The 16,650-nt window shown below is 37.9% G+C and carries 14 protein-coding genes; 9 read left to right on the forward strand and 5 right to left on the reverse strand.

The features are described from left to right. The first annotated feature begins 196 nt into the window (after window positions 1-196). Together J5J03_RS16910 and J5J03_RS16915 are read left to right on the forward strand one after the other, a co-directional pair. A complete protein-coding gene (locus J5J03_RS16910; RefSeq protein WP_208591093.1) occupies window positions 197-1,444 on the forward strand; it encodes a hypothetical protein in 1,248 nt (415 codons plus the stop codon). 194 nt (window positions 1,445-1,638) lie between these two features. Then, window positions 1,639-2,328, forward strand: coding sequence for a hypothetical protein (locus tag J5J03_RS16915; protein ID WP_208591094.1), 690 nt, complete (start codon window positions 1,639-1,641; stop codon window positions 2,326-2,328). A gap of 453 nt (window positions 2,329-2,781) precedes the next feature. Here the strand turns inward: J5J03_RS16915 and J5J03_RS16920 are convergent, their stop codons facing one another. Next, window positions 2,782-4,128 (reverse strand): GntP family permease, encoded by a 1,347-nt coding sequence (locus J5J03_RS16920; RefSeq protein WP_208591095.1) that lies wholly within the window; start codon window positions 4,126-4,128, stop codon window positions 2,782-2,784. Window positions 4,129-4,288: 160 nt separating this feature from the next. Continuing rightward, on the reverse strand, window positions 4,289-5,185 hold the full coding sequence (gene gnd / locus J5J03_RS16925; protein ID WP_208591389.1) for a phosphogluconate dehydrogenase (NAD(+)-dependent, decarboxylating): 897 nt from the start codon (window positions 5,183-5,185) through the stop codon (window positions 4,289-4,291). Window positions 5,186-5,329: 144 nt separating this feature from the next. On the opposite strand from gnd, the gene J5J03_RS16930 reads away from it, so the two are divergent. Both J5J03_RS16930 and J5J03_RS16935 read left to right on the forward strand, forming a co-directional pair. Beyond that, window positions 5,330-6,184, forward strand: coding sequence for a MurR/RpiR family transcriptional regulator (locus tag J5J03_RS16930; protein WP_208591096.1), 855 nt, complete (start codon window positions 5,330-5,332; stop codon window positions 6,182-6,184). A 255-nt stretch (window positions 6,185-6,439) separates the two neighbouring features. Then, window positions 6,440-7,015 carry a cupin domain-containing protein gene (locus J5J03_RS16935; RefSeq protein ID WP_208591097.1) on the forward strand — a complete coding sequence of 192 codons (576 nt, stop codon included), beginning with the start codon at window positions 6,440-6,442 and terminating at the stop codon, window positions 7,013-7,015. A 92-nt stretch (window positions 7,016-7,107) separates the two neighbouring features. On the opposite strand, the gene J5J03_RS16940 is transcribed toward J5J03_RS16935, so the two are convergent. Then, a complete protein-coding gene (locus J5J03_RS16940) occupies window positions 7,108-8,838 on the reverse strand; it encodes a methyl-accepting chemotaxis protein (protein ID WP_208591099.1) in 1,731 nt (576 codons plus the stop codon). A gap of 266 nt (window positions 8,839-9,104) precedes the next feature. Between J5J03_RS16940 and J5J03_RS16945 the strand changes: the two genes are divergently transcribed. After that, complete coding sequence (locus J5J03_RS16945; RefSeq protein WP_208591101.1) at window positions 9,105-9,884, forward strand: YheC/YheD family protein; 780 nt, start codon at window positions 9,105-9,107, stop codon at window positions 9,882-9,884. 479 nt (window positions 9,885-10,363) lie between these two features. Here J5J03_RS16945 and bioB read toward each other — a convergent pair whose 3' ends face one another. Continuing rightward, a complete protein-coding gene (gene bioB, locus J5J03_RS16950) occupies window positions 10,364-11,356 on the reverse strand; it encodes a biotin synthase BioB (RefSeq protein WP_208591103.1) in 993 nt (330 codons plus the stop codon). Between the two features lie 14 nt (window positions 11,357-11,370). Next, complete coding sequence (locus J5J03_RS16955) at window positions 11,371-11,979, reverse strand: biotin transporter BioY (RefSeq protein WP_208591106.1); 609 nt, start codon at window positions 11,977-11,979, stop codon at window positions 11,371-11,373. Between the two features lie 300 nt (window positions 11,980-12,279). Here J5J03_RS16955 and J5J03_RS16960 point away from each other — a divergent pair, with 300 nt between their 5' ends. The 4 genes from J5J03_RS16960 to J5J03_RS16975 are packed head-to-tail and all read left to right on the forward strand — an operon-like array spanning window position 12,280 to window position 16,558. After that, on the forward strand, window positions 12,280-12,579 hold the full coding sequence (locus tag J5J03_RS16960; RefSeq protein ID WP_208591107.1) for a DUF485 domain-containing protein: 300 nt from the start codon (window positions 12,280-12,282) through the stop codon (window positions 12,577-12,579). Beyond that, window positions 12,576-14,081 carry a solute symporter family protein gene (locus J5J03_RS16965; protein ID WP_208591108.1) on the forward strand — a complete coding sequence of 502 codons (1,506 nt, stop codon included), beginning with the start codon at window positions 12,576-12,578 and terminating at the stop codon, window positions 14,079-14,081. The genes J5J03_RS16960 and J5J03_RS16965 overlap by 4 nt, the downstream gene beginning before the upstream one ends. Next, window positions 14,074-15,855, forward strand: coding sequence for a LytS/YhcK type 5TM receptor domain-containing protein (locus tag J5J03_RS16970; RefSeq protein ID WP_208591109.1), 1,782 nt, complete (start codon window positions 14,074-14,076; stop codon window positions 15,853-15,855). The genes J5J03_RS16965 and J5J03_RS16970 overlap by 8 nt, the downstream gene beginning before the upstream one ends. Beyond that, window positions 15,824-16,558 (forward strand): LytR/AlgR family response regulator transcription factor, encoded by a 735-nt coding sequence (locus J5J03_RS16975; RefSeq protein WP_208591110.1) that lies wholly within the window; start codon window positions 15,824-15,826, stop codon window positions 16,556-16,558. The genes J5J03_RS16970 and J5J03_RS16975 overlap by 32 nt, the downstream gene beginning before the upstream one ends. The last annotated feature ends 92 nt before the right edge of the window (window positions 16,559-16,650 follow it).

Here is a 16,650-nt window from a genome sequence, read left to right on the forward strand (position 1 = left end):
TTGTCCCTTTTTTACAATTGAACTTTTTTACGTTAAATATAGAAATAACCATTTTGGTTGAGAAGGTATGATAAACATAGAGAATCGGTAAGTGTGACAGATTGTAGAAACTGGAATAACAGGTGAGCGAATGAATAACTCAGGCTTTGTTGGTAATATTAGTAAGAAGACATCACGCCAACGGAGAGAATGAGCTATGCCACATCAGAAGTTTCAATCAGCTAACATAAAACCTCGCTATGCCAAAGGTGCGTTATCGCCATTTGGAATTAACTCGATATATCCCCGTATTCCTTGGATTGCAGCTTGGTGGTCGGTTACTTTTCCAGGGTTTGGACATATGTTTTTAGGTAAAAAATTACTAGGTCTAATGTTGATCATCTGGGAGCTAGTCGTTAATAATCTGGCTAATCTAAATACGGGGATTGTCTTGTCCATGCTTGGCAGGTTCGAGGAGGCTAAGGATCTAATAAACGAAGAATGGGTACTACTTTATGTAGCAGTATATGTATTTAGTATTTGGGACAGTTACCGATCTGCTGTCGAAATTAGTAAAAGTCATCTTCTTTCTGAAGTGGAAGATGCCCCTGTCTCTCCTTCCGACGTTAACTTTTTTGATGTTGTCATCCTTGATAAGAAAAAACCTTGGCTGGGAATGGTGTGGTCTGTTTTAACACCTGGTTTGGGACAATTATATGCTAGTAGTATGATTATTGGCTTTTGTGTGTTGGCTTGGTGGATATTTGTTACCTATAAGGCAGGAGCCATTCATGTCTGGTTCCATTCGTTCCTTGGGGATTTTAGTAGCATAACTGTAATGGTTGATTGGCAATGGTTTCTTTTTTTACCTTCTATGTATACTTTTGCAATCTATCAAGCGTATACATCAATAAATGAAAACAATACATTATATGATATTGAGCAAATACGATACCTTAGAGTGAGGGATGAAAACTTGGCACAACAGAAAGAGAAGAAACTGGATAACAGTAACGTGCAAATAATTGCTACTTTTGAACATTCGCCTTTTGTCGAGATGGCTATTCATGATATGGAGACATTAGGAGTGCCGAAACAGAATATTGTTGCATTGCCTTTGGAAAACCTAGAATCTTCAACACATATCATTGACTCTCTTCATCGAGTCGATGGCAGAAGCGTGCTAGACGGAGCTATGGTGAGCGGAACTATTTTTATGCTTCTGGGTACGATATATGGTTTCGTATGGCAATGGGGGCCAGTAATTTGGGGCTTGATAGGATTATTAGGAGGTTTTTTCTTAGGACTAATAATCGAATTAGTGCTTAATAAGAAGAAGTTAAAGGTTTTTTCAGAGCGAAAAAGTGAGGTTTTTATGCAGATAACATGTAATGCTTCTTTACAAGATCAGATGATTAAAGTTCTAAAAACACGGAAAGCTAATGGTTACCTTATTAAGTCTTAACAATTAACAGCTAATAACTGTTAAATTTTTTAGAAAAGGTAGTATGTACAATGCCAAACTATGTTCCATATTTGATCCTTACTATTATAAGCATAACAATATTGACTATAATAATGGTTCATAAACGCCGATTTGGATTTATAGTATTATTTTTCAGTTTTTCTGGGATGGTTTATATAGCAGAATTTTGTGTAATGGTTATTGGAAATAGTTATATTTATTCTCCAGAAATCCTTTCTACACCATATTACGATCATACGCTAGGTGCCATTGTTTCTAATTTATTTGTCATCCCTGCCTTAGGTGTACTAGTAGCAGTATATCAGCTGCGGTTTCGCTGGCTTCTATTTTTTGCAGTAACGTTAATAGGTGTAGAATGGTTATTTGAGTGGCTACATATTTATCATGTAAACTGGTGGAGGAAGGTATATACATTCATTGCCGTACTGTTCTTCCTGCTGTTATCTAAATTCTGGATGCGTGCTCTTCAAATTGGTACTAGCTGGTCCCGTACTTTATCGTTATGGATGCAAGCCTGGGGCGGTGTGGGTACCGTGATGTACATAATGTCTGTTACGACAATTCGTTATTATGAAATTGGTTTTTTTGAAAATGTTTATCGTGATAATATATTTTTTTCATCGATTATCGGCGTGATAAAAAGTCTCATTTTTGTTGCAGGGATTATGCTCTTTCAAAAATTTCGTTGGCGTTTGATCGCACCTTTTTTGGTTTATGGAATTGATTTGCCATTGTACTTTTTTGGTTTACTTGTAGTGGAAATACCATTTTGGCTATATACAATCATTTATATCATACTTGCAACTTTTTTACTTTGGTGGAGTCAGTATGCCTATTCTGTTATTTGTAAATTTAAACGTTAATAACGGCAGAGGTATGACAAAACCACAAATATATAAGTCGTGGAAAATCCAAAAAAATTCTCATAAGAAAAACTGAGCAAAACGCTCAGTTCTTATCACTAGATGTTAAAGATTTATAATTCCTCTTGCAGCCATTATGAAATGTTTCAACTGCTTGACCACCACTTCGGCTGCCCACTTCCCTTTCAGTGGGGTTTGCCCTTCAGCTAACTTTTTCGAGCAAAACCCGCTCAAAAAAGTGGATCTTCAGGTCAAACAATTCCCACAGGAGTGGAAGTGGGCGGCCTACGTTAATCTCTGCTCTACAACGAATATCAGACCTAGCAACTTGGGTTATTCTCAAGTTTCGTTTATCATAGTTCAAAATACGATAGTATCGCGAATTATATGCATTCTTTCCTATTAAACAGATGGGAAGCTGCTTATTCCAAAAAGCAGTGCGCATCGTTTAAATCATGAAATAAAAATGCCTAGGATAAGTGCTACGGATAAACCGACAAGGCCTATTAATGTTTCCATAACCGTCCATGATTTCAATGTATCCTTTACATCTAAGCCGAAGTATCGACCAACAAGCCAAAAACCAGAATCATTGACATGTGATAACACTGTCGCACCTGATGCAACTGCGATAACGATTAATCCTAAAATCGGACCTTCAAGGCTTAAGATATCAATTAAAGGGGCAACAAGTCCTGCTGCTGTTACCATCGATACCGTTGCAGATCCTTGAGCAACACGTACGGCTGCCGCAATCAAAAATGCAAGTAAAATCGGTGGCAGGTTTGAGCCAGCCATCATGTTACCAATTACATCACCTACACCAGATTGAATTAAGACTTCTTTAAATACACCACCTGCACCCGTTACTAAGATAATAATCCCGGCAGGTTCCAATCCTTTCGTTGCAATATCTTGTACTTCCTGACGAGAAAGACCTCGTTTTGTTCCTAAGAAAATAAAGGTTAAGATCGTTGCAATCGTTAAGGCAACAAAAGGGTGTCCCAAGAAAGTGAATATTTCACGAGCCATATTTCCTTCCTCTAAAAAGAAGTCCGAAAATGTATTACATAAAATTAATACTAAAGGTGTTAAAATAATGGAAGCAATTAATGAAAAGCTAGGCAATTCTCGATCATCATATTCTACTTCCTCCATATTCATATATTCTGGTACAACTACATGCAAACGTTTCGAAATATAACGTGCAAACAGTGGACCAGCAATAATCATCGAAGGTATACCAGCAAGCGCACCGAATAAGATAACCCAGCCTAAATCAGCTCCTACTAAATCTGCAACCGCAATTGGTCCGGGTGTCGGAGGGATAAAACTGTGTGTAACCGCTAAACCGGCAAGTAAAGGAATACCGTAATACAATAATGATTTTCCTGTTTTCTTTGCTAAACCGTATACAATTGGTACGAGAATGATAAATCCGACATCAAAAAAAACGGGAATTGCTACAAGAAAACCTGTAATACCTAATGACCACTGTGCTTTGTCTTCACCAAGCTTGTTGATCATAGTTCGTGCTAAACGGTCGGCACCACCAGATACTTCAAGCATTTGACCAAACATAGCGCCAAGACCGACAACTACAGCGACAAACCCTAATGTTCCTCCCATTCCTTGTTCCATTGTGTCGATTACATCACCAAGAGGCATTCCTGCTAAAATGCCGACAATTAAACTGACGACTAATAAAGCAACGAACGCGTGTAATTTCGTTCGAATAACTAGAAATAATAATAAGAAAATTCCTGCTAGTGCAATAAGTATTAACATTTGATCTGACATGTTGTTTCCATCCTTTGCTTAATTATTTTTATCATGGTGCTAAACGTCTGTAAGACCCCTATTTTAAGCTACAAATAACACAAGGATAATGTTTAGCGATAACAGACACGCTAATACCCTAATAAGTTTCGCTAATGATCAGTGGAATCATAGTCTCACTTTATGATTTTGTTACATCATGGCCACCGAATTCATTACGGAGTGCTGCGACAACTTTTCCGGTAAATGTATCTTCTTCTTGTGAGCGATAGCGCATCATTAATGCCATTGTAATCACAGGGGCAGCCATCTCATAGTCCAGTGCTGCTTCTACTGTCCATTTTCCTTCTCCTGATGAGTACATAATCCCTTTTATTTGTTCGAGGTTTGGGTCTTTTCCAAAAGCGTCTTCTGTTAACTCCATTAACCAGGAGCGAATAACGGAGCCATTGTTCCACACTTTGGCAACCTTTTCATAATCGTAAGCAAAAGGACTTTTCGCGAGTATGTCAAAACCTTCTGCTATGGCTTGCATCATGCCATATTCAATTCCATTATGCACCATTTTAAGAAAGTGACCGCTTCCAACAGGACCAGTATATAAGTAGCCATTCGCAACGGTCATGTCTTGAAAAAGTGTCTCTATCTTTTCGAACTCCAGCTGGTCTCCGCCAATCATCGTACAGGCACCGTTTCGCGCACCATCAACACCACCGCTTGTCCCACAATCAAAGAAGTAGATGCCTTTTTCTTTACACGCATCCCCTCGCTTAATGGAATCTTTGTAATGAGCGTTTCCGCCATCAATTATGCGGTCACCGCTTTCAAGGTGCTCAAGTAAAGCATGAAATACAGATTCTGTAGCATCGCCTGCTGGAACCATCATCCAGACAGTGCGCGGTGCTGGTAAACGACTGATTAACTCTTTTATCGTTGTAGCGGTTTCACAACCAACTGAAGTAATATGTTGTAACGTTTCTTCATTCGTATCGTGAGCAATAACAGTATAATTCTTATCTAGTAGATTTAGCGATAGTTGGTATCCCATTTTCCCTAAACCTATCATTCCTATTTGCATCATTACCAATCCTCTTTCGAAAAAATTTTCGTTCTTCATACATTATACGAAAAAAAATTCTTTTTTCAACCGTTTACAAAAAATATTTTTTTTCGTAGACTAATCCTGTATAATGAGAACTAAAGGTCGTTCAGGAGAATGCTAATGAGAAAAAGAGAGCAAACATGCTTAGATAAGGTACGAAGGAATTATCCGAAATTCAGTGTCACAGAAAGAAAAATTGCTGATTATATCTTAGAAAATCCTAATCAAATTATTCATTCTTCGATTAATCAGTTGGCAGAGGACTTAGATGTTGCAGATTCAACTGTTTTCCGATTTTGTAAGCGGATAGGGTATAAAGGTTATCAGGCGATGAAGATTGCGTTAGCCTCTGAAGTAGTGTCTTCTATACAACATATCCATGAAGAAGTGGACCGTGATGACGAGTTAAATACGGTAGCCGCCAAGGTGTTTCGAACCAATATTCAATCTTTGGAAGAAACATTGAAAATTATCGATGAAGAACAATTACAAAAGGCTGTAAATAGCTTATTGTCAGCCCGTCAAATTCACTTTTTTGGTAGTGGAGGATCCAATACAGTCGCATTAGATGCATACCATAAGTTTATTCGCACTGGTTTGCCGGTACAAACTGCAGTCGATACTCATTTCCAGTTGATGGCTGCTTCCCAACTGGATGAGAAGGATTGTGCTGTGCTTATTTCACATTCAGGGTCGTCGAAGGATATCTTACATATTTTAAACGTATTGAGAAAGAATCAAGTAAAAACGATCGCGATTACCAACTTTGCGAAATCAACGTTAAGTGAAGCGGTACATATTCCACTATATACAAGTTCTGGAGAAACCGATTTTAGAACAGAAGCATTTTCGTCCCGGATTGCGCAGTTGACATTACTTGATTTATTATATGTGAACGTTTTGATGAACAGGGGAGAAGCGGGACAAGAAGCGCTCAATAAAATGCGTGAAGCTATTATGGTCAAAAGAATATAGTAGACGTGGCGCAGAGGTTTATGCTTAATTGCAGATTCTTATTGTTTAATAGAAATTTTTCCTTGGATTTTTCAATTATACGTAAGGAAGGTACAAAATGGAGCAGAGAAATTAACCAATGGAAGGGAAATGGAAATAGAACCATCTAGTTCATGAGTAACATAGAAGCTCTACTAACATTGGATATGGGTATTAGGTACATTACTTAAATCAAAGCATAGGATGGTTATAGAAATGCTGAAAGGATGAAGAAACATGTATAACAACCCTAATCCGTATTCATATCCACATTATTCTAATCAACCAATGTATAATAATGGAGTGCATTCAGCGCAATCTCATTATCCACCCAACCTTAGTACATCAAACTTTCAAAATGGATATGAAATGGGATTGACTGATTATGGACCTAGACCATTTGTGATTAATATTAATGAAGCAACGAAACAAAACAATACGTTTCGAACTGTCATATGGACGGGATCGCAATTCCAAATTACGCTAATGAGTATCGGTGTTGGAGGAGAGATTGGCATCGAAATGCATCCTGAAGTAGACCAATTTTTACGCGTTGAACAAGGTCAAGGGATTGTGCAAATGGGGAAGAACAAGAATCAATTGGATTTTGAAAAATGTATCTATGATGATTCTGCTATTGTCATTCCTGCTGGTACATGGCATAATGTGATTAATACTGGTAAAGTTCCACTTAAGCTGTATTCAATATATGCACCACCTAATCATCCGTTTAATACAGTTCATGTTACTAAGGCAGATGCGTTGGCTGCGGAAGGTCATCATTACAATGGAAATATGGGTTCCTTTTGGTAAGATTAGATCAATTCGAGAAGAGCACATTTACTTCTTTAAAGAAGGGAATGTGCTCTATAATTTATCATATAAATATGTTTATTTTACATCTTTTAATGTACACGAAAACGTTTCGTTAATTGAGCAAGTGATTGCGATAATTCTGTTAGTTTTAAGCCAATCTCGTGTGTTCTTTCCATTTGACGGATTTGTTCATCACTTGTAGCATACATTTCTTCAGCACTTGCTAATGTTTCTTGAGAGACAGATGCAAAGCTAACAGTTGCTTGTTCAAGATCAGGTAGAACTTGATGCACGTTTAGCAGTTCATTTTCCATATTGTTAATGCGATTGCTAACCGTATCGATTTGTTCCATTAATTCATCAATAGATAATTTCGTATCGTTAGCGATAGTTAAGTTAGACGTGATAGTTGTATGCATTTGATCGAATTCGTCGGCTGCTTGTGTTGTTACACTCTCCATTTCCGAGATGGAGTTAGTAATTTCTTCTGCCGCATTGGTAGCTTGTTCTGCTAGTTTTCTGACTTCATTTGCAACGACAGCGAATCCTTTACCAGATTCATCTGCTCTAGCTGCTTCAATGGCAGCATTCAACGCTAAAAGTTTGGTTTGTTCGGCTATACCTTTAATTAAATCGACTAAGCTGGTAATGGACGATGAGTGAGCATTCACTTGCTGTATCGTTTGATTCAAATGCTCAAAACCTTGCCCAAAGGAAGTAATCATTTCGATTAGCTTTGTCATGTTTTTCTCACCATATGCTGCAGAGTTATTCATATTCTCCGAACTGTTATCGACCATATTCATATTTTCTAATAAAGAAAAGATCTTTTCCTTCATCTCGTTGAAACTATTAGTACTATGTTCTGAACTGTTGGCGGTTTGTTCGGCGCCTTCTTTTACAACATTAATCGATTCAATTAATTGATGACTTGATGATAAAGAACTACCTGAAGAATCTTTTAAAAGATCGCCTGTTGTTTCTAACTGGGAAGTAGTATCAAGGAGTTCTCTCAGCATAAGCCGCATTTGGTTGATCATAGCGTCATAACTTTTATGCAGCGATACGATTTCCGGTATGGAAGTATTTATTTCCACCGTATCTTGTAAGTTTCCGTTGCGCGTCTCCCTCATAGTATTTCGTAATTTCGTTAAAGGATTGGTTAAACTTCGTACAAAAAATAAAATAATGAAGACTGATATGATTAAACTAACGATGATGACGATAACAATCGTTTGAGCCATATCATGAACCGCATCCATATAGGATTGGGTAGGGACAACTAAAACATATAGCCCATCAATTTGCTCACTTAAATCTTCGACAATCATGGTATAGTCTGTTCCGTTTATTTCTTTATGAATGACACCTTTGTTTAGTTCAATCATTCGATCTATTAAGGAATCAGAAAAAGTAAAGTTACTGTCATTACTGACTTTAAAAGGGGTGACTTCGCGATCAACAATATAGTAGATATCAGACATGATTCCTTCTTCTTCAAGTCTTTCTTTTTGTGAGCGTATTTCTGCCTCGAGTTGTTGCATAAAATATTCATCATCACTAACATATAGAAATTTCAGGTTGTCAGCTATGTATGCAAGTAATTCCCCTTCACGTGTCAACCGGTTATCCATTGTTTCCATTGTTGTCTCTTTTGCATTTAGGTATGTACTTAATCCGACAACACTTATGGAGATAATTAATAGAGCAAAAAATAAAACTAGTAATCTAGTTTGTAAATTTATCTTTGATAGGAAGCTTTGTCTATATTTCTTTTCTTTTTGAGTCTTTTTACCTGATTTACCGAAATAAAACTTCAATTTGTAATCCTCCAGTTCCTAGGTAATTATTCTTACATCGACAAATTGTATCAAATGAATATTAAGTTAATGTTAAATTTACATATATATTTAGTAAAAAAGTACCATGACGATAGCTGGGAGATAGAAGTGTACAGTGAAAAGGCAAACTAACCATAACATGCATTACTCGATATAAAGTTTCGATTTTTAATACATTTACCTTAACACTAATATGAAACTTTTCGAATACGATAAATAAAATATAAATAAACAGGAGTGAAGTGATGGAAAGTATAAATAAATGGAGTCAGACGCTAAAAATAAAGCAAAACCCACTCCTATCACAACACTATCCAGAAACTGTATTATACAGTAGCGATAATTTAAACGATTTTTTAAACCGTTATGCTTTTATTTATGTTAAACCTATCTCCAATTGTAAAGGTAGGGGAGTGGTACAGGCTGGCACAAACTCAAACGGACAATATACCATCAAGGGGTATACAATGACTGGATCTAAAGTAGATAGAGAATTTAATAGCTTAGAGGCAGTAATAAAGGTTCTTCACTCTATTTATAGAAGAAAGTTAAATTCCAAGCGTTATATTATTCAGCAGGGTATTTCCAGTGTTACGTCAGATAAACTAGCATTAGGTGTTCGAGCACATATTCAATATGTACAAGGTAAATGGGTTTTGGGAGGGATGCTTGGGAAGCTTGCTAATATAGATAGTGGTATTGTCAACCGAAATCGCGGAGCATGGGCGTTACCAATCAGACAACTTTTATTACAGCATTTACAAATGGATCAACAGCAGGCTCAAAAATTAGAAAGGGAAATAGAGAGAATTTGTATTGAAGTAGGCAAAGTTTTTGGTGATGACAATAGGCGGATCGTAGAATGCGGAATTGATATAGGTATTGACCAGTTAGGGAAAGTATGGGTATTTGAGGTTAATATGATAGGAGCAAGTATTGAATTTTTTTCTTATCTTAAAGATAAATCAATATATAAACAGATTTTAGAAAATCGAAAAAAACGTCGCTTCAAGGATAATGGATAGATTGAATATACAAATAGAACGGATTAAAGAGTTAGCAAACCTAGAACAATTGATTTAGAAGCATTATTAGACTATAGTACTTCAAATCAGAATGGACAGTTTTAACATTTGATAGTTTAGAAGTACTGTATTTTGAACTGTTAGTTTGTTCGGTCCCTTCCTTTACAACATTATGGATTTAATTAAGGGCGTGCCAGTAAGCACCCCCTTTTAGGAGAGTATTCTTTGTACCTTACCATTTCATTGCCAAACTGTAATGGTGTATAAGTGTGGACTAAACGAGGATGCATAATAGAGTGCCTCCAATCTTTTATAGAAATCTACCGTCACTAAAAACTATATATATTATATGATAAATAGTATTACCAAGCGAATATTATCAGATTTGGTATAATGTACCATAGGACAACTGGTAGGTTTATTCTATATTTTCCTCGTTTATCCCCAATCATTTCAGAGTTCATCAATTAGTTGAGAAGTTATACGCATTCTTCTGAGGCAACATAATCGATTTCAAAGCCGAGATCTTCTATCATTTGATAATCTTGTAGGCGAGCTTGTCCTTCTGTTGTTAAGTAATCCCCAATAAAGATAGAATTAGCAGGGTAAAGTCCAAATGGTTGAAGGCTTCTCAAGTTCACTTCTCTGCCGCCAGATATTCGAATTTCCTTTGTAGGGTTGGCAAATCGAAATAAACAAAGGACCTTTAAACAATACGAGGGTGTCAATTCATTAGTACCTGCAAGTAATGTTCCATCAATGGCGTGCAGGAAATTAACGGGGATGGAATCGGCATCCAGTTCCCTTAAGGCACGCGCCATTTCGATCACATCTTCCTTTTTCTCTTTCATACCGACAATCACACCAGAACACGGAGAGATTCCCACCGCTTTGACGGCATTTACTGTGGCAACCCGGTCATAGTAGCTATGACTGGTTGTGATTTGATCATGATGATTTTCGGATGTATTAATATTGTGATTGTAGCGATCTACACCTGCTTCTTTTAATTGATTGGCTTGCTCTGGTTCTAACAGTCCTAAACATGCGCAAATTTTCATATCGTAATGTTGTTTAATTTCCACAACCGCTGAAGTAACCGTATCAAGCTCCCGTTTGGATGGACCACGACCACTGGCGACAATACAATAAGTACCTGATTTCATCTCATGTGCTCTTTTAGCACCTTGGATGATCGCCTCTTTATCCATCATCCGATATTTTTCAATCGGAGCGGTAGAATCTCTTGATTGAGCACAATACCCACAATTCTCAGGACATAGACCCGATTTCGTGTTGATAATCATATTGAGCTTTACTTTGTTTCCATAGTACTGTTGACGAACCTGGTAGGCACTATCTAATAGATTTAATAATTGCTCGTTCGGACAATTTAAAACGGAAAGCGCCTCCCGGTTTGATAGTTCCTCACCTTTGAGAGCTTTTCTTGCTAATGATTGCCAAATGCTCATAGAATCCCGCCTTTTTAAGCAACGTTTTGATTTTGTTGGTTTCGAAACATACTTTTGGAGATGAAATTTTTTTCTAGCCGATGAGCAAATATCCCTGCTCCAATAGATAACACGATATCCTTAGGTAAGGGTACTGCCAACCAATACCAAACAAGTTGATAAGAGAACCCTTCAGGTGCGTCAAACCAGAACATATAAGCTGCATACATCCAGTTAGCCCCCAATAGGTAATTAATGATCATCGCAATTAGAGCAGCAGTGATATACATGGGAAAGCTCTGTTTCTTCTCTATCAATTTCCCTGCAACATATGCAATTACTATAAAAGAAATAATAAAACCAAAAGTTGGTGATATAAGAGTTGAAGCCCCACCTTTGAATTGTGCAAAAATCGGGGCACCCGCCAAACCTAGTAACATGTAGACCAACATGGAAATGGCTCCCAACCGGCTACCTAGAATAAGCCCTGCTAAGATTGCAAAAAAAGTTTGTAACGTGATGGGAACTCCACCAATCACCATGAAAGGTGCAATCGATGTAATATTCGCACCTACTGTCATTAAGGCGATAAATATACTGCCGATGGTAAGGTCAAGTGCTGTTAAGCGTTTATTATTATGCATTATTTTTCCTCCTTTCCAAAAATAGAGTAAATGAATAAACTAAAAATGTCAACCTTATTTATTCAGGGTTAACAAATGTAAAAATAATTATTGCTGTGCGTACTCGTTCACAAAATTGACATATTTATACACGCTCCTTTATAATTGCATACGATAAAGAAGATATATAATCACGATACTAACCGTCCGTAAGCTTCTCACTTCATCATTCAAGGATAATAGAGAACTAAGTGAGGGACCACGGACGTTAACACTCTGATAAGTCTCACTTTTTCCATTCCTTCACAGAGGAGGATTAGTATGCAAAATAGAAAAAATAATGAAACCGCTTACCGAGTTAACGATCAGATAAGGAAAAAACACCGTATTCTTATCTCTACCGCTGCAATTATTACTCTTTTTTATATACTGTTTCCCATTGGTTTAACCAGTTTTATGTCAGAGCAAAATAAATATTTTCTCCCCTTGGCATGGGGATATGTCCTTGTATTATTTCTCATGACTTGGGGAGTAGGGATCTGGCATTATTTTTTTACAAAATTACTTAACCGAAAGCTTGATAAAAGAAGCGAACAGACCAAAGCTGGAGGTGGCCAATGAATTTCACCTATTTTATTTTTTTCATCGTTATAGTGATTGGTACACTGGTCATTACCCATTGGGCAGCAGAGCGGAGTAGAACAGCTCATCAATTCTATGTGGCAGCAGGTAGTCTGTCTGGGATGCAAAATGGGATGGCGATAGCCGGTGATTTTATCAGTGCTGCCTCATTTCTTGGTATCACTGGATTAATTGCGCTCTATGGTTATGATGGATTCTTGTATGCTACAGGTTTTCTTATTTCTTATGTGATATTGTTGCTATTAATCGTAGAACCGATCCATCGGCTTGGTACCTATTCTGTAGCAGACGTGGTTGCTGCCCGCTTTCCAGGGAACCGAATGCGTGCTGCCGTTGCCATTAGTGGTATTTGTATCTCTGTTTTGTATATGATCCCACAGCTCGTAGCTTCTGGTTTACTGATTCGTCTTTTGCTTGGGGTGGATTTTCGAGTAGCAGTGTCCATTATCGGTGTGTTAATGACGGTGTATGTTGCATTTGGTGGAATGCTAGCAACATCTTGGGTACAGATTATAAAAACTGTACTGCTGATGTGTGGAACATTATTGGTTGTTTTGATTCTGTTGTCTTGGCTGAATTGGGATTTTTTCGGTCTTATAACGGATGCGGTAGAGCAAAGTCCACATAGGGAATCGTTTTTTTATCCTGGAAATCTGTTTACTAACTCAATAGAGAAAATTTCGCTTACCTTAACTTTAATGCTTGGTACTTCTGGCCTTCCACATATACTAATTCGGTTCTTAACGGTAAAAAATGCAAAACAGGCAAGGATATCTGCTATGTCTGCCTCATGGATTATTGGCTTGTTTTATATCATGACACTTATTTTAGGTGTTGGGACCATTGCACTTGTAGGAAGTGAAACATTGATACAGGCGGACTCCAGTGGGAATCTGGCGGCATTATTGTTAGCAGACGCACTCGGTGGTGATTTTCTAATTGCCTTTGTGATGGCAGTTGCCTTTGCCACTATCATTGCTGTAGTAACCGGGCTGATTTTTGCCGCAACTTCCTCTTTTGCGCACGATATCTATTATCATCTTTGGAAGAATAAAAAGGTCGAAGAGAAAAAACAACTACAGGTGGCTAGAATTGTTGCTGTTGTGATCGGAATATTGTCGATTCTCTTATCGATAGGAATGGAAGAGAGTAATGTCGCTTTTCTTGTATCGATTACATTTGCGATTGCAGCTTCCACGTTATTCCCATTGCTGATTCTTACGTTTTACTGGAAACGATTTAATAGAGTTGGTTGCTATACCACACTATTATGTGGTTTTCTTACATCCATCATTTTAGTTGTATTGGGTCCAGAGGGGAGCGGCATCTTACCACTCTCTAATCCTGGTATTCTATCCATTCCTGCCGGCTTTGCTGGTGGTGTGATCGGTGCGATGGCAGGAAAGAAAGACGAGAAAAGCTATGAAGATCTTTTCTTAAAACTGTACAGCGACAAACAGGAGGCTGCGTCACATGATTGACCTCACCATTGTTTTGTTTGAAAGGATCGGTCTGCTTTTGCTAGCGGCATTTATGTTAACCCAAATACCGGGATTTCGTTCGTTATTAGACAGAGATATGGCCATAGACACCGTGATTTATCTAGCGATTGTTTTTGGGTTTATTGGGATCTTAGCGACATACACTGGTGTGTTAATCCCAATGGATACGTTAATGCTCGAATCAAGATTTACTAATGTGACCTCTAGTGAGGTGTTGATTGGCTTCAGTACAGTAGTGGTCATGATTGCTGGTTTACTTGGTGGGCCATATGTCGGCCTTTGTACAGGGGTTATTACGGGGATATACCTCGCATTTATTGGTGGTGAAGCTTGGATTGCCAACAGTTTGATTAATCCATTGGCGGGATTAATTACGGGGTGGACAGGTCAGTTCTTCTCGGATGAGCGGGTCATTGCACCTGGTAAGGCATTATTTATTGGTATGTTTCCACCGGTATTGCATATGGGTTTACTGCTGATTTTTATTTCTGATCAAGAAAAAGGTGTAGAGCTTGTCAATACAATTGGCATCCCGCTTGTGATTACCAATGCTGTTGCTCTTGCCATTTTTACGATGGTAATCCGTGCTGCACTTAATGAAACGGAAAGAGAAGCAGCGATTGAAACAAACCGAGCTTTATCAATCGCCGAGAAAGCATTGCCGATACTTCAGGATGCTTCCTTAATCTCTAATGCTGACAAAATGGCGAAGCTTCTCTATGATGAACTAGATGTTGCTGCAATTGCGATTACAGATAAAGAGAAGGTACTCAGCCATGTCGGTCTGGGGGACGACCACCATCGATTAGGGGAGCCGCTCAAAATGCGGCTATCACACAAAGCACTTGATACTGGGGACATACAGGTTGCTTATGACAGGGAGGAGATCCAATGTAGGTCTGAAGCCTGTCCACTGAAAACAGCGATAATGGTACCGATTTATCGTTCTGGCGAGATAATTGGTCTGATTAATTTATATTTTCGCCATTCCCAGCAAATTCGGGCTGTAGAAATTGAACTTGCCAAAGGTCTAGGCACTATTATCTCCAATCAAATCAGTGGCTTTGAAGCGGAAAGGATGAAAGAACTTTTGAAGGAAGCGGAAATAAGAAATCTTCAGGCACAGATAAACCCACATTTTCTATTCAATACCTTTAATTTGCTTCATTCTTTGATGCGAGTCAATCAGGAAAAGGCACGTCATATCCTTATACAGCTAAGTCACTATATGCGGGCGAACCTGTCCATCGCCAGCAAAACACTAATTCCGCTGAAAGATGAGCTCGCACATGTCAATGCCTATGTGGAAATTGTGACTGCACGTTTCATGGATCAGTTAATCATTAACATCCATATTGATCCAGATCTCGATGATGTACTAATACCGCCAGCAACATTACAGCCTCTTATTGAAAATTGTATTCAACACGGGTTAAAAGATAAACAGATGAAAGGTAGAATTGATTTTACCATTACAAAGAAAGAAGAATGGGTATTTATTGAAGTGAGAGATAATGGTAAAGGTTTTTCAGATGATATCCTTGTATTACTCGGAACAGAACCTATTGACCAACAAAATGGAAATGGAACTGCCTTATATAATATTAATGAAAGATTGAAAGGAATTATGGGTGAGAAGAGTCGGCTGCACTTTCGCAACCATCCGGAAAAAGGAAGTTCTGTTTCATTTAAAATACTCGATCAGACAAGGAGTGGCATAAATGAAGATTTACGTGATGATTGCAGAGGATGAGCGTCTTGGACGAGAAGAGCTGTCATATCTGCTCGAGCAGGAAGAAGATGTGATTTTATGTCCAAGTGCAGAGAATGGGGAGCAATTAATTCAGTTATATCGTGAATATAAGCCGGCTGTACTGTTTTTGGATATACATATGCCAGGTCTCACCGGTTTGGAAGCTGCCGAGACATTGCGTAATGAAGATGGCAATGAGCCAGTCATTGTATTTACAACTGCCTATGACACCTATGCTGTTCAGGCATTTGACCTTCAAGCGACAGATTACCTATTAAAACCTTTTGACAAAGCTCGTTTTAACACCGCTATGAAGCGAATAAGAGAAGCACTGCAAAAAAAGCAAAATAAAAAGCCGAAAATTGATAAGTTGATTATTTCTACTGATAATAAAATGGTGGTCGTTGACCCATTACAAATCGGCTATGCAGTCCGTGAAGGCAGACAGCTACTTTTGCACACGTTAACAAATGAAGTTATCGAAACAAAAATGAATTTGAAGGAGCTAGAGGAAAAATTGTTCTCCTTTCCTTTTTATCGGCCACATCGAAGTTATTTGGTCAATCTTGATGCGATCGAGGAGATTACTCCGTGGTTTAACGGAGCCTATAACATTGTGATTAAGGATAAACATAAATCGCAAGTTCCGATGAGCAGAACGGTAGCCAAAGAATTTTTCGATGTGTTACAAGGATTAAATTAACCATTCATACCATCTATTCAACATTTTAAACAGATACAACTACAATTGAAGAAAATCTCGAAATTGAATCAATTATATTTAATATACTAAGT

The organism is Gracilibacillus suaedae, from assembly GCF_017599345.1.
GTDB lineage: Bacteria > Bacillota > Bacilli > Bacillales > Amphibacillaceae > Gracilibacillus > Gracilibacillus suaedae.

Bases quoted from the DNA above. Each gene is read 5' to 3' on its own strand.
- J5J03_RS16935 (WP_208591097.1), top strand. From the start codon at position 6,440: ATGTATAACAACCCTAATCCGTATTCATATCCACATTATTCTAATCAA.
- J5J03_RS16960 (WP_208591107.1), top strand. From the start codon at position 12,280: ATGCAAAATAGAAAAAATAATGAAACCGCTTACCGAGTTAACGATCAG.
- J5J03_RS16975 (WP_208591110.1), top strand. From the start codon at position 15,824: ATGAAGATTTACGTGATGATTGCAGAGGATGAGCGTCTTGGACGAGAA.
- gnd (WP_208591389.1), bottom strand. From the start codon at position 5,185: ATGCAAATAGGAATGATAGGTTTAGGGAAAATGGGATACCAACTATCG.
- J5J03_RS16955 (WP_208591106.1), bottom strand. From the start codon at position 11,979: ATGCATAATAATAAACGCTTAACAGCACTTGACCTTACCATCGGCAGT.
- J5J03_RS16910 (WP_208591093.1), top strand. From the start codon at position 197: ATGCCACATCAGAAGTTTCAATCAGCTAACATAAAACCTCGCTATGCC.
- bioB (WP_208591103.1), bottom strand. From the start codon at position 11,356: ATGAGCATTTGGCAATCATTAGCAAGAAAAGCTCTCAAAGGTGAGGAA.
- J5J03_RS16945 (WP_208591101.1), top strand. From the start codon at position 9,105: ATGGAAAGTATAAATAAATGGAGTCAGACGCTAAAAATAAAGCAAAAC.
- J5J03_RS16970 (WP_208591109.1), top strand. From the start codon at position 14,074: ATGATTGACCTCACCATTGTTTTGTTTGAAAGGATCGGTCTGCTTTTG.
- J5J03_RS16965 (WP_208591108.1), top strand. From the start codon at position 12,576: ATGAATTTCACCTATTTTATTTTTTTCATCGTTATAGTGATTGGTACA.
- J5J03_RS16930 (WP_208591096.1), top strand. From the start codon at position 5,330: ATGAGAAAAAGAGAGCAAACATGCTTAGATAAGGTACGAAGGAATTAT.
- J5J03_RS16915 (WP_208591094.1), top strand. From the start codon at position 1,639: ATGGTTATTGGAAATAGTTATATTTATTCTCCAGAAATCCTTTCTACA.
- J5J03_RS16920 (WP_208591095.1), bottom strand. From the start codon at position 4,128: ATGTCAGATCAAATGTTAATACTTATTGCACTAGCAGGAATTTTCTTA.